Annotated in this window: 10 protein-coding genes; 5 read left to right on the forward strand and 5 right to left on the reverse strand. The window is 66.2% G+C overall.

Features of this window, described 5'->3' with window-relative positions:
* The first annotated feature begins 200 nt into the window (after positions 1 to 200).
* The 4 genes from ptsP to HNO52_RS15500 all read left to right on the forward strand — a co-directional run bounded on the left by ptsP (position 201) and on the right by HNO52_RS15500 (position 7,703).
* Positions 201 to 3,083, forward strand: a complete 2,883-nt coding sequence (gene ptsP, locus HNO52_RS15485; RefSeq protein ID WP_197566133.1) for a phosphoenolpyruvate--protein phosphotransferase — start codon at positions 201 to 203, stop codon at positions 3,081 to 3,083.
* Positions 3,083 to 4,057, forward strand: a complete 975-nt coding sequence (pfkB, locus tag HNO52_RS15490; RefSeq protein WP_197566134.1) for a 1-phosphofructokinase — start codon at positions 3,083 to 3,085, stop codon at positions 4,055 to 4,057. Before ptsP ends, pfkB begins: the two co-directional genes overlap by 1 nt.
* A complete protein-coding gene (locus tag HNO52_RS15495) occupies positions 4,054 to 5,793 on the forward strand; it encodes a PTS fructose-like transporter subunit IIB (protein WP_197566135.1) in 1,740 nt (579 codons plus the stop codon). Before pfkB ends, HNO52_RS15495 begins: the two co-directional genes overlap by 4 nt.
* A 227-nt stretch (positions 5,794 to 6,020) precedes the next feature.
* Positions 6,021 to 7,703, forward strand: a complete 1,683-nt coding sequence (locus HNO52_RS15500; protein ID WP_197566136.1) for a methyl-accepting chemotaxis protein — start codon at positions 6,021 to 6,023, stop codon at positions 7,701 to 7,703.
* A gap of 115 nt (positions 7,704 to 7,818) precedes the next feature.
* Here HNO52_RS15500 and HNO52_RS15505 read toward each other — a convergent pair whose 3' ends face one another.
* The 3 genes from HNO52_RS15505 to zwf are packed head-to-tail and all read right to left on the reverse strand — an operon-like array spanning position 7,819 to position 10,683.
* Entirely contained in the window at positions 7,819 to 8,481 is a 663-nt protein-coding gene (locus HNO52_RS15505; RefSeq protein WP_197566137.1) for a bifunctional 4-hydroxy-2-oxoglutarate aldolase/2-dehydro-3-deoxy-phosphogluconate aldolase, read from the reverse strand.
* Positions 8,482 to 8,495: 14 nt separating this feature from the next.
* Positions 8,496 to 9,173 (reverse strand): 6-phosphogluconolactonase, encoded by a 678-nt coding sequence (gene pgl, locus HNO52_RS15510; RefSeq protein WP_197566138.1) that lies wholly within the window; start codon positions 9,171 to 9,173, stop codon positions 8,496 to 8,498.
* A gap of 1 nt (position 9,174) precedes the next feature.
* On the reverse strand, positions 9,175 to 10,683 hold the full coding sequence (zwf, locus tag HNO52_RS15515; protein WP_197566139.1) for a glucose-6-phosphate dehydrogenase: 1,509 nt from the start codon (positions 10,681 to 10,683) through the stop codon (positions 9,175 to 9,177).
* A 195-nt stretch (positions 10,684 to 10,878) separates the two neighbouring features.
* Here zwf and HNO52_RS15520 point away from each other — a divergent pair, with 195 nt between their 5' ends.
* Positions 10,879 to 11,733, forward strand: coding sequence for a MurR/RpiR family transcriptional regulator (locus HNO52_RS15520; protein WP_197566140.1), 855 nt, complete (start codon positions 10,879 to 10,881; stop codon positions 11,731 to 11,733).
* A 21-nt stretch (positions 11,734 to 11,754) separates the two neighbouring features.
* Here the strand turns inward: HNO52_RS15520 and HNO52_RS15525 are convergent, their stop codons facing one another.
* Positions 11,755 to 12,372, reverse strand: a complete 618-nt coding sequence (locus tag HNO52_RS15525) for a 2-dehydro-3-deoxy-6-phosphogalactonate aldolase (protein WP_197566141.1) — start codon at positions 12,370 to 12,372, stop codon at positions 11,755 to 11,757.
* Positions 12,369 to 13,349 carry a 2-dehydro-3-deoxygalactonokinase gene (locus HNO52_RS15530; protein WP_197566142.1) on the reverse strand — a complete coding sequence of 327 codons (981 nt, stop codon included), beginning with the start codon at positions 13,347 to 13,349 and terminating at the stop codon, positions 12,369 to 12,371. The genes HNO52_RS15525 and HNO52_RS15530 overlap by 4 nt, the downstream gene beginning before the upstream one ends.
* Between the last annotated feature and the right edge of the window lie 11 nt (positions 13,350 to 13,360).

Consider the following 13,360-nt stretch of genomic DNA (forward strand, 5'->3'; position numbering starts at 1 on the left):
TCAATATGCCAAGGCCGATTCTACGCCACACACGGCCCACCCCGCCCCCTGCGAAAGTCTAAGAAATAGCGGCTTGCGAAACCAAATGAATCGATCCAGCATGGTAAACATGAAAGGTGACACGATTCAGCATAGCTTTTCACAACGTCAAGACGCATTCGACGGCAGGCATGTCACCTCTTTGATCAGGAGATTTACCGATGCTCACGCTTCGCCCCGAGGACATCCGCCTCGACTGCCAGGCAGCCGACTGGCGCGCCGCACTGGAGCAGGCCGCCGAGTCGCTGCAGCAGGCGGGGCTGACTGCCCCCGCCTACCGTGAAGGCCTGTTTCAGCGCGAGACCCAGTCCTCCACCTATCTCGGCAATGCCATCGCCATTCCCCACGGCACGCCCGAGAGTCGCGAGCATGTTCACACCACGGGCGTGCGCGTGCTGCAGTTTCCGACCGGTGTCGAATGGCACGACGGCCAGCGTGTCCACGTGCTGGTGAGCATCGCTGCCCAGAGTGATGAGCATCTCGACATCTTGCGCCAGCTCACCCACGTGCTCGATGACGACAGCGTCGGCCAGCGCCTGGCCGAGGCCCGCTCGGCCACCGAGGTGGCCGCTCTGCTATCCAAAGCGGTAGTGGAGGCACGCCTGGACGCCGAGACCCTGTGCCTCGGCTTTCCCGCTCGCGACGCTCGCGAGCTGGCCCTGGCCGGTGCCGCCCGGCTGCGTCAGCTCGGCTGTGTCGGCAACGGCTTCGTCGCCGCGGTGGCCGAGCGCGAGCCGACCCGGCTCGGCCAAGGGCTATGGCTGGCTACGAGTGGGCAGGGTGTGGAAGTCCCGGCGCTGGCTCTGGCCACTCCCGAAGCGAAGCTTGTGAGCGGTGGCGAAACGGTGAAAGGCGTCTTCTGCCTGGCCGCCAAAGGCGATGCCCACCGCGGCCTGCTGGAGCGGATCCTGGCCCTGCTCGACAGCGGCGCCGCCGCCGAGCTGTCCAGCGCCGACGCCGCCACCGTACTGGCGCGATTGGCCGGTGAGTCGGCCACTGCCCACACTCGGCTCGCCCGCGTTCTCAATGCCCACGGCCTGCATGCCCGCCCGGCCAAGCAACTGGTACAGATGGCCCGTCAACAGGGTATCCCCATACATGTACGCCTGGCCGAAGGCGGCGGTGCCGCGGTACCGACCACCAGCCTGACCAAGGTGATCAATCTCGGCGCCCGACGCGGCCAGCAGTTGGCCTTCTCCGCCGAGGGCGAGCACGCCGCCGAGGCGCTCGACGCCGTGTGCCGAGCCGTGGCCGATGGTCTCGGCGAACAGGTCATGCCCTTCGACGAGAGCCGCGAGCGCATCACGCCGCAGGCCGACGCCGCGCCCGCCGAGCCACTGCCCGTCGATACGCCGCATCCTGGTGTGGCTGCCTCGCCGGGGCTCGCCATTGCGCCGGTCTTCGTATTGCAGACGCCACGCTTCGACTATCCCCAACGCGCCGCCGACCCGGCAGAGCAGCAGCGCCGGCTGCAGAGCGCCATCGTCGAGGGTGTGGCCCAGCTCGAGGCGCTCGAGCGCGAAGCCCGCGGCGGCGAGGTGGCACAGATTCTCTCCATGCACGAGGAGATGCTGCAAGATCCCGAGCTGTTCGAGGCGGCCCTTGAAGGCATCCATGATGGGCGCTCTGCCGAAGCCGCCTGGTGGGAGGCCATCGAGACCGCCGCCCACGCCCAGGAGATGCTCGCCGACCGCCTGCTTGCCGAGCGCGCCGCCGACCTGCGCGACGTCGGCCGCCGCGTGCTCGGGATCCTGTGCCACGTGAGCCTGCCGGAACCGCCGGAAACGCCCTACATCCTGGTGACCGACGATATCGGCCCTTCCGACGTGGCACGGCTCGATACGCGCCGGGTACGCGGACTGCTCACCGCCCGCGGCGGCGCCACCGCACACAGTGCGATACTGGCCCGGGCGCTGGGCATTCCCGCCGTGGTGGGGGCCGGCGAACGGGTGCTGACCCTGGCGGACGGCAGCGAGCTGATCCTCGACGGCGAGCGCGGCCGCGTGACCCCGGCGCCTTCCACAGAGCGTCGCGCCGCCGCCGAGCAGCGCCTGGTCGAGCGTCAGCAGCGCGAGGCCGAAGCCTGGGAGACACGCTTCGAGGAGGCACGCTGTCGCGATGGCCATCGCGTCGAGGTGGCCGCCAACCTGGGCAACACGACGCACGCGGCCGACGCCGTGGAGCGCGGTGCCGAGGCCGTCGGCCTGCTGCGCACCGAATTCCTGTTCATGGCCCATGCCCAGGAACCGGACCTCGACACCCAGATCGGCGAGTATCGCGAGGCGCTCGACGCCCTGAAAGGACGCCCGCTGGTCGCCCGCACTCTCGACGTGGGCGGCGACAAGCCACTGCCCTACTGGCCGGTACCCAAGGAGGACAACCCCTTCCTCGGTCTGCGCGGCATCCGCTTGACGCTGACCCGCCCCGAAGTGCTCGAGACCCAGCTGCGCGCACTGCTGATGGCCGCCGCCCCCGACGCCGAGGGAACGTCAAGGCCGCTGCGCATCATGCTGCCGATGGTCAAGGACGTGGGCGAGTTCCGTGCCGCTCGCGCCATCTTCGACCGCTTGCTCGACGAGATCCCCGCGGCCGAGCGTGCCACGGACGTGCAGCTCGGCGTGATGATCGAGGTACCTTCGGCGGCGCTGCTGGCACCGACGCTGGCCGCCGAGGGCGACTTCTTCTCGGTGGGCACCAACGACCTGACCCAGTACACGCTGGCCATCGATCGCGACCACCCCGTGCTTTCGGCCCACGCCGACGGCCTGCACCCGGCGGTGCTGCGCCTGATCGAGATGACCGTGGCGGCAGCCCACGCCCACGGCAAGTGGGTCGGGGTTTGCGGTGAACTCGCCAGCGATGCCCTGGCCGTGCCGGTGCTGGTCGGCCTCGGCGTCGACGAGCTCTCGGTCAGCGCGCGACAGGTACCGCTGGTCAAGGCCAGGTTGCGCGAGTTCGACCTGAACGAAGCCCGCGCCCAAGCCGAGCTGGCGCTGGGCCAGGCCACCAGCGAGTCGGTTCGCGACGCCCTGGAGGCACGCTGATGGCCCGCGTACTGACCCTCACGCTCAACCCGGCGCTGGATCTTTCCGTGGGCCTGGAGCGGCTGGTGCCGGGCAAGGTCAACCGCACCCGCGAGACCCACCTGACGGCGGCCGGCAAGGGCGTCAACGTCGCCCGTGTACTGGCCGATCTCGGCCACGACGTGACGGTGTCGGGCTTTCTCGGCGCCGACAACGACGGTCCTTTCCTGCGCGCCTTCGAGTCAATGAAGGTGGAGGACGCCTTCCTTCGCGTGCCCGGCGAGACGCGCATCAACGCCAAGCTCGCCGAAGCCGACGGCCGCGTCACCGACATCAACGGCCCCGGCACGGCGATCGACGCCACGGACTGGCAGCGTCTGCTCGACGGGCTCGATACGCGCATCGGCGACTCCCGGCGCCGTCCCGATGCGGTGGTGATCGCCGGCAGCCTGCCGCCGGGCATAGCGCCGGACAATCTGGCCGCGCTGACCGCCAGGCTGCGTGACGCCGGATTACCGGTATGGGTCGATACCAGCGGGGAAGCCCTCGCCCTGGCCATCGATGCCCGCCCCACCGCGGTCAAACCCAACGAGCAGGAGCTCGCCGCCTGGGCCGGCGAAAGCCTCGACACCGGCGAGGCTCGGCTGAAAGCCGCGCTGCGACTCTACGCGGCCGGCATAGAGGAGGCCGTGGTCTCCGCCGGCCCCGCCGGCGTGCTGTGGGTCAGCCGCCGCGGCGCCTGGCAGGCCATACCGCCACACCTGGCGGTGGCCAGTACCGTGGGGGCCGGCGATACCCTGCTCGCCGCCCTGCTGCACGGTGTGCTGTCGGGCCACCCTCCCGAACAGGCACTGCGCCTGGCCACCGCCCTCTCCGCCGAGTCGGTTCGTCACATGGGCGTGGGCAACGCCCACGCCGACGACTTCCCGCAACTCCAACAACAGACCCGCGTACGTCGCCTCAACGACGTCGACGCCGGGGGAGCCCTCGCATGAACGTCATCATCATCACCGCCTGCCCCAGCGGCATGGCCACCACTTTCCTCGCCGCCCGCCGCCTCGAGCAGGCCGCTCGTCGCCTTGGCTGGCAGCCCAGCGTCGAGATGCACAGTCAGCTCGAGGCCGCCGAGCCTGTCTCGACCCAGGCCATTGCCGCCGCCGACTTGATCGTGGTCGCCGCCGAGCAGGTCCCTGCGGCCGAGCGTTTCCGCGGCAAGCGCCTGTTCCAGGCCCCTATCGACGAGGCACTGCCCGACCCAGAGGCCTTTCTCGCTCGTGCCCAGCAGCAAGCCGGCGAATATACCCCACCCGCCACCAGCGCGGCCCCCACGCCGGAGGCCGGTGGCAACAAGATCGTCGCCGTGACGGCCTGCCCGACCGGCGTGGCCCACACCTTCATGGCCGCCGAAGCACTGAGCGAGGCGGGAAAATCACTGGGTTATGCGATCCGCGTCGAGACCCAGGGTTCGGTAGGCGCCCAGGACAAGCTGACCGACGAGGAGATCGCCGCGGCCGACGTGGTGATACTGGCCTGCGACATCGAAGTCGACCCGACCCGCTTCGCCGGCAAGCGGATCTACCGCACCTCCAGCGGCAATGCGCTCAAGAAACCGCGCCCCACCATCGAGACGGCGCTGGCCGAGGCCGAGGTGGAAGAGGTCGGTAGCGCTACCGACAAGCGCGAGGCCGGCAAGAGCCTCAAGGAGAAGGGGGTCTACAAGCACCTGCTCACCGGCGTCTCGTTCATGCTGCCCATGGTGGTGGCCGGGGGCCTGCTGATTGCGCTCTCCTTCGTGTTCGGTATCGAGGCCTTCGAACAGGAAGGTACGCTGGCTGCGGCGCTGATGCAGATCGGCGGTGGCACCGCCTTTGCCCTGATGATTCCCGTGCTGGCCGGCTACATTGCCTACTCCATCGCCGACCGCCCCGGGATCGCCCCGGGCATGATCGGCGGCATGCTGGCGGCGGAGATCGGCGCCGGCTTCATCGGTGGCATTCTCGCCGGCTTCCTCGCCGGCTACGTGGCGCTGGCCGTGACCCGGCACGTCAAGTTGCCGAAGAGCGTCGAGTCGCTCAAGCCGATCCTGATCATCCCGCTGCTCGCAAGCCTGGTCACCGGGCTGACCATGATCTACGTCATCGGCGAGCCGGTGGCGGCCATTCTCGCCGGCCTGACCGAATTCCTAGCCGCCATGAGTTCGGCCAATGCCGTGCTGCTCGGTATCCTGCTCGGCGCCATGATGTGCTTCGACCTGGGCGGGCCAGTCAACAAGGCGGCCTATACTTTCGGCGTCGGCCTGCTCTCAACCCAGACCTACGCGCCGATGGCGGCGATCATGGCCGCCGGCATGGTGCCGGCCATCGGCATGGGCATCGCCAGCTTCGTCGCGCGCCAGAAGTTCTCCGAACCGGAGCGTGAGGCGGGCAAGGCGTCGTTCGTGCTGGGGCTGTGCTTCATCAGCGAGGGCGCCATACCCTTCGCCGCCAAGGATCCGCTGCGGGTGATTCCGGCCTGCATGGTAGGAGGTGCCATCACCGGCGCACTCTCCATGCTGGTCGGTGCCCAGTTGATGGCACCCCATGGCGGCATCTTCGTGCTGCTGATACCCAACGCCATCACGCCGGTACTGCTCTACTTGGGCGCCATCGTCATCGGCTCTCTGATCACCGGCCTGGGCTACGCTGCAATCAAGCGCGGCGCGGCATCGGTGGCCATTGCCGCCAACGCCTGAAAGAAAATGATGCATAACGGCTATCAGCGCAGCCCGATGGGAGCCGGACAGGCTTCCTTGGGCTGCACTAGTCAGAAACTTCGCTCACCGGGCTACCAGTCGGCTGGCATTAACAATCGTTGAGACAGGAGCATTTTACTATACAAAAATGATACAAAGGCGGTATAAGTTTGCTACACGGCCTCGACGGTGAAGGTTGTGTATAACTTTTACCTTCGAGGTCGTTCATGCGCCACAACGGTCCCATAACACAAAGAGAGTATCAGCTGCACGAGGATGACGTTCTCATCTCCAAGACGGATACACGCAGCATCATCACCTATGCCAACCAGCGCTTTATCGACGTTAGTGGCTATGACTACACGGAACTGATTGGATCTCCACACAACCTGGTGCGTCATCCGGATATGCCCCCTAGCGTCTTCGGCGACATGTGGCATGATTTGCAACAAGGCGAGTTCTGGTCCGGTCTGGTAAAGAACCGACGCAAGAACGGGGATCACTACTGGGTTCGAGCCAATGTGGTGCCTCTCCGAGAAAACGGCGTGCTCAAGGGTTATGCCTCCATACGCGTTAAACCAAGTGCCGAAGAGACCGCCCACGCCGAGCAGGTGTATCGCGATATTCGTGAAAAAGGCAGACGTTACTCCGTCAGTCATGGCCGCCCCTACCGGCGCGGCGTCCTGCACGCCTTGAGGCGTATCGGCTGGCACAACCTGGCGACCCGCAGCCTCATAGGCAGTGTTGCCATCGCTGCGCTGCCAGCGGGGGTGAGTCTAATGGCTTGGAGCACATTGCCGGACTCAGCCTCGCTATGGAACGAAGGCCTCGCTGCCGCCGGCATTCCCGGCGGTGCACTACTGGCATGGCTGAATTGGCGTGGAGCCGCACGCCTGCGACGCTCCTTGCATCAAGCCCATGATTTCGCGTTGCAGGTCGCGGCCGGCAACCTCAAGGCTGCCCTCCCTCCTCAACGAGGGGATGAACTGGGAAACATGCTGAACGCCCTAGCGTTCATGCGTCAGTCACTGGAAGCTTTGATAGGCGAGGTTGAGCGACGCATCGGTATCGTCGAGCCAGCGGTGACGGAACTGGTGAATAACAACGGCTCGATGGCCAGTCGACTCGAGCAGCAATCCTCATCGGTACAGCAAACCGCTGCCAGCTCCGAGCAGATCAGTGCCACGGTCAGCCAGAGCGCGGAGCATGCGAAACAGGCCAGCATGGCGACGCTGGGCAATGTGGAGGCAGTCAATCACGCTGCCCAAGTCATGCAGACGCTCGCCACCTCGATGCAGGAGATTACACGCCAGGCCGACAACATGGCCGGCATCGTCGGGACTATAGACAGCATCGCCTTCCAGACCAATATTCTGGCCCTTAACGCATCGGTCGAGGCGGCCCGTGCCGGAGAGCATGGTCGCGGCTTTGCGGTGGTGGCACAGGAAGTGCGCAAGTTGGCCAGCGAGTCGGCAAGCGCCGCCCACCGTGTGCAAGCCTTGATCAACACGGCACGCAGCGAAATTGAGGCCGGCCGGTCACATGCCCGCGAAGCCGAGGACGCCATGTCAGCCATTAGGTCAGCCAGCCACAAAGTCAATGGCTTGATGCAGGAGATCAGCGCTGCCACGGCAGAACAAAGCCAGGGCATTGGTCAGATCAGCCAAGCCATTGGTGAAATCGACCAGGCGACCCAAACCAGCGCAGACAGCATGCAGCGATATCGTGCAGCTACGGCTTCCTTGGATAATGAGGTACGTGCACTGGGCCACAGCGCCGGGGCTTTCAGTGGCAGCGATACACGCCCAGATCCCACCAAGCCGTATCCTGAGGCTGGCGCACTGATAGCTGGCAGCTCCAGACGAGGGGCAAACAAGGTACGAAAAGACGAGGCGTGGGAGGCCTACTGATCCGTCGTGTAAGCAGCATCCGACGAATGACGAAAAAAACCCGGCCATAAGGCCGGGCACAAAGACAGCAACGGGCTGTCGAGAGAGCACAACGAGATTCGTTACAAAGCCGGGCTCAGTGATGGAAGCGCTGAGCGGCTTCCTTGGCGAGCTGGCGAATGCCGGTCCAGTCCTCGGCGTCGACCAGCGACTTCGGCGTCAGCCAGGAGCCGCCCACGCACATCACGTTCTTCAGCGCCAGGTAGTCCTCGGCATTGTCGAGAGTGATGCCGCCGGTGGGGCAGAAGCGCGCCTCGGGTATCGGGCCGGCGAAGGCCTTCAACGCCTTGACGCCACCGCTGGCTTCAGCGGGAAAGAACTTGAAGCGGCGATAACCATATTGCCAGCCGGTCATCAGCTCGGACACCGTGGCGACACCGGGCAGCATCGGCACCGGGCTGCTCACGCCGTAGCGATAGAGCGCCTCGGTGGTGCCGGGGGTCACCACGAAATCGGCGCCCACCTGCTCGCTCTGGCGATATTGGGATGGAGTCAGTACGGTGCCCACGCCGATGCTGGCCTGGGGCAGCGCCTCCTTCAGGCGACGTATCGCCTCGAGGGCACAGTCGGTGCGCAGGGTGACTTCCAGTACCGTGAGCCCACCCTCGACCAGGGCGCGGCCCAGCGGCACGGCGTCTTCCACCCGCTCGATGGCCAGCACCGGGATGACCTCGGCCTTGAGGCAGATGCTGTCGAGTTCGGTGGTGCGCGTGGACGGCAGCTGTTTGTCGATGGTCATGTGCAGACTCCAGTTCAGGGGGCCCAGTAAACGGCCAACGGGCAGGAAAGGAAGGCGCGTATCGGCAGCTCTCGCGAGTCGTCGCCGGACATGGCCCGGGCCAGTACGCTGCGCTTGTCGTCGCCGGTAATGTGCAGCACGTGACGTCGCGCCTGGTGCAGTCGGTCGGCGCTCAGGGTGATGCGCGCCTGGGGCTGGCTGGGCGTGCGCGCGGCCAGCACCGGGGCGTCGGTGGTCAGGCCCAGCTCCAGCTCACGGCTATCGGGAAACAGCGAGGCGGTGTGGCCGTCGCCGCCCATGCCCAGCACTACCAGGCTGGCGGGCCAAGCCAACGTCTCGATGCGCCGGGTGACCGCCTCGACGCCCTGCTCCGGGGTCTCATCGGTGGTAGTCAGGGAGACGAAGCTGGCCGCCGCCGCCTTGCCCTGCAACAGGTGTTGGCGTACCAGCCGCGCATTGCTGGCCTCGTCCGACTCGCTAACCCAGCGCTCGTCGGCCAGGGTCACGTCGACCCGCTCCCAGGGCAGTTCCTGCCGGGAAAGGGCCTGAAAGTAAGGTACCGGCGTCGAGCCGCCGGAAAGCACCAGCAGGGCCCGCTCCTGCTGCGCCAGGTCCTGGCGCAGCGCTTCACTGGTGGCCTCGGCGAGCTGCTCGGCGAGCTGCTCGCGCGGCCTGGCATTCGCTTGCGTCATATCAGTAGTCCTCGTACCAGCTGCGCCCATCCTGGGTGATCATGGCGATGGAAGCTACCGGCCCCCAGGAACCGGCCGGGTAGCGCCGCGGCGGCTCACCCATTTCCTTCCAGGCGGCGATCAGGCTATCGCACCAGTGCCAGGCATGCTCCACCTCGTCGCGGCGCACGAACAGGTACTGCTGCCCTTTCATCACCTCAAGCAGCAGTCGCTCGTAGGCATCGGGTATCCGCGTCTGGGGGAAGGCGTTGCCGAAATCCAGGTGCAGCGGGCCGCGGCGCAGACGCATGCCCCGGTCCAGGCCACTGTCCTTGGTCAGCACCTCGAGGGCGATGCCCTCGTCGGGCTGCAGACGGATGACCAGCTTGTTGGCCGCCAGATTGCGCTGATCGGGGTCGAAGATGTAGTGCGGCTGCTGGCGGAAATGAATGACGATCTGCGACAGCTTCTCCGGCATGCGTTTGCCCGTGCGCAGATAGAACGGCACTCCCGCCCAGCGCCAGTTCGACACGCCGGTCTTCATGGCCACAAAGGTTTCGGTCTCGCTGTCGCGGTTGGCGCCCTCTTCCTCCAGGTAGCCCGGCACGCCCTTGCCCTTGATGGTACCGGCGATGTACTGGCCGCGCACCACGTCACGGTTGAGCTTGGTTTCGCTGAAAGGCTGCAGCGCCTTGAGCACCTTGACCTTCTCGTCGCGGATGGCGTCGGCATCCAGGTTGGCCGGCGGATCCATGGCGATCAGGCAAACCAGCTGCAGCAAATGGTTCTGCACCATGTCGCGCAGCTGGCCGGCACGATCGAAATAGCCCCAGCGCCCTTCGATGCCGACCTGCTCGGCGACGGTGATCTCGACATGGGAGATATGGTTCTGGTTCCACTGGGTGCCGAACAGGGGATTGGCGAAGCGCAGCGCAATCAGATTCTGGACGGTCTCCTTGCCCAGGTAATGATCGATGCGATAGACCTGGGACTCAGGGAAAACCTCGCCAATGGCGTCGTTGATTTCGCAGGAGGATTCGAAATCGTAGCCGATCGGCTTCTCGACCACCACGCGGGAGAGCTCGTCGAGACACTCACCGGCCTGAAGATGGCGACAGATGTCGCCGTACAGGCTCGCCGGCACCGCCAGGTAGACGACCAGGGGGCAGACGACGGTGTCGTGGCGCACGGCTTCACGCCACTCGGTAATGCCGCGATAGCCCTCGGCGGTGGCGAAATCGAGCTGCAGGTAATCGAGACGCGCGATGAAGCGCTTGACGGCCTCGCGGTCGAGTTCCGCGGGTTTGACATAGGTCTGCAGGGTATCGGCAATTTGCCGACGAAAGGCATCGGGCTTCAGGTCCTGGCGGGCCAGCCCCAGGATACGCGTATCGTCATGTAGCAGGCCCTCGCGGTCGAGGTGATAGAGCGCCGGACAGAGCTTGCGCAGCGACAGGTCGCCCAAGGCACCAAACAGCGCGAGATCGATGACCGGCCGACTCTCTTCCTCTGTCCGCTTGGCTGCATTCATGTCCGCCCCCATCTGGTTAATTTACACAAAAAATACGTAAAAAACGGCTTCCTATCAACCGTTTTTTGTAATATTACACTCAAAATCGATTCTTCCTATTGTTGGATTCGCGCCCGGCCGACACTCCGCGCTAGGATAGCCGACGTTCATGTTGTTAAATCACTACATCATCATTTCAGGAGAGTCTCAACCGCCATGGCCCACGACCTGCTGCAACGGATTCGTCAACGCCTCGAGGAGCTCAACCGCTCCGAGCGCAAGGTAGCAGACGTCATCCTCGCCGACCCGGCCCGGGCCACCGGCCTGAGCATCGCCAGTCTGGCCCAGGCGGCGTCGGTCAGTGAACCCACGGTCAATCGCTTCTGCCGTAATTTCCATGCCAAGGGCTATCCCGATTTCAAGATCAAGCTAGCCCAGAGCCTGGCCGGCGGCACGCCCTATGTCAGCCAGTCGGTAGAGCCCGGCGATGCGGCGGCGGATTACACAAGCAAGATCTTCGGCGCCACCATCGCCGCCCTGGACGAGGCCAGCCGCACGCTCGACCCGGCCCGCATCGAGCGGATGGTGGACTACCTGATCCAGGCCAAGCAGATCCACTTCTTCGGCCTGGGAGCTTCCGGCGCCGTGGCCCAGGATGCCCAGCACAAGTTCTTCCGCTTCAACCTGCCGGTCACGTCCTACGTCGACGTGCTGATGCAGCGCATGGTCGCCTCCGCCTGCCATACCGGCGACGTGGTGGTTGTCATCTCCTGGACCGGCCGCACCCGGGAACTGGTCGACATCGCCCAACTGGCGCGCGAGAGCGGTGCCGTGGTACTGGGCATCACCGCCCCGGCATCGCCGCTGGCTGCGGAGTGCACCGAGACGCTCGAGGTCCCGACGCCGGAGGACACCGACGTCTACATGCCGATGACCTCACGCATGATCCAGCTCACCCTGATCGACGTGCTGGCCACCGGTGTCACCCTGCGCCGCGGCGAGGACTTCCTGCCCCACCTGAAGAAGATCAAGGATAGCCTGCGCGACACCCGCTACCCGCCCCGCGGATGAACGCCGCGTGACGCAAATGCATCAAATCCCGGCCTCGCTGTCTGCGGCCTGCCAGGCCGCCACCAGCGCCCGCGCCTGCCGACCTACCTGCTCGGGGGTCTGCCCCGGGCGGTAGAGTGCACTCCCCAGACCGGCACCGTCCACGCCGGCGATACGCCAGGCGGCAAAGTCGTCCGCTCCGATCCCTCCCACGGCATATAGCCGGGTATCGCCCGGCAGAACGGCACGCAGCGCCTTCATTCCCTCGATGCCCACCTGCACGGCGGGAAACAGCTTAAGGCCGCTGGCGCCGGCCTCAATGGCGTCGAAAGCCTCCGACGGCGTCAACACGCCGGGCCAGCTCTGCATGTCGAGACGCCGGGTCTCCTCGATCACGGCCGGACGGCAGTTGGGCGACACCACCAGCCGCCCGCCGGCGGCATGCACCTGCCGTACCTGGCCGGTGTTGAGCACGGTACCGGCGCCCACCAGCGCGCGATCGCCCAAGGCTTCGACCAGACGCCGGATACTTTCCAGCGGCTCGGGCGAGTTGAGCGGCACTTCGAGCACGGTAATGCCTGCAGCGAGTACCGCCTCGCCCACCCCGACCGCGTCGTCGGGGGTGATACCGCGCATAATGCCGATCAAGGGTTGGGTCATGAGTCATCTCCTTGCTGACGTAGGCCGGCCTGCGCCAGCCCCAGCCCGGCCAGCACTGCCGCTTCGCCATCGAGACGGCGGCTGTCGTGCCCCAGCGCCTCCAGGGCCAGCGTATAGCGGGTACACAGTGCCTCGCTGCCGATCAAGGTGACAGCTGCGTCGGACAGGTCGTGGCGCATGCCGGCGAGTTCCAGGCCGATGGCAAGCCCCGAGAGGCGAGCCCCCAGACGAGCATGCCGCGCCGCGCCGCTGGGCAGCGTGTCATCTAGCAGGTCGGCGGCACGCAGGCCGAACAGCTGCTGACCGAAGCGCCCAGGCTCGGCACTGGCCTCGCGCACCGCAGCGACGAACGCTTCGCGACAGCCAGGCGCATCGAGCTCGGCGTCGGCCACCGAATGCTTGAGCACCGACTGGCTCGCCAACAGGCGATAGAGTTCGCCGGTCAAGTGGGTAGCGAAGCGTGTGACCGAGCCCTCCTCCAGCCAGGCCCACTTGGCGTGAGTTCCGGGCAGGCAGACCAGGCCCGTGAAACCGGGTTCCCGTGCTACCAGGCCAGCCAACTGAGTCTCCTCGCCGCGCATCACGTCGAAGGTACGTCCTGCGGGGTCGGCATGCTGGCAGAGCCCGGGTAGCAGGCGAACGTCCAGTCGCGGCTCGTTAACCGCAGGCGCCACGGCGGCCTTCGCCAGCTCGCCCAGGCGCGCCGGCACCGGCAGGTAGGCCGCCTCCTGCCAACCCTGACGGGCACCGGCCATGCCGCAGACCCACACCGGGACACGCCCGGTAGCGGGCAACCAGTCGCCAATCGTCTCGAGCAGCGCAGGTTCATAACCCCCGGCCGTCAGGGCCAGCATGCCCTTGTCGCTGCTGGCCCGTGACAGTACCTCATCGCGCTCGTCCATGGCCCAGGCGCGCAGGTTGCTCGAGCCCCAGTCCACCGCGATCCACGCCAGACGATTGCGCACCTCGTCGCTCATGGTCATCCTCC

The organism is Halomonas sp. MCCC 1A13316 (assembly GCF_014931605.1).
Taxonomy (GTDB): domain Bacteria; phylum Pseudomonadota; class Gammaproteobacteria; order Pseudomonadales; family Halomonadaceae; genus Halomonas.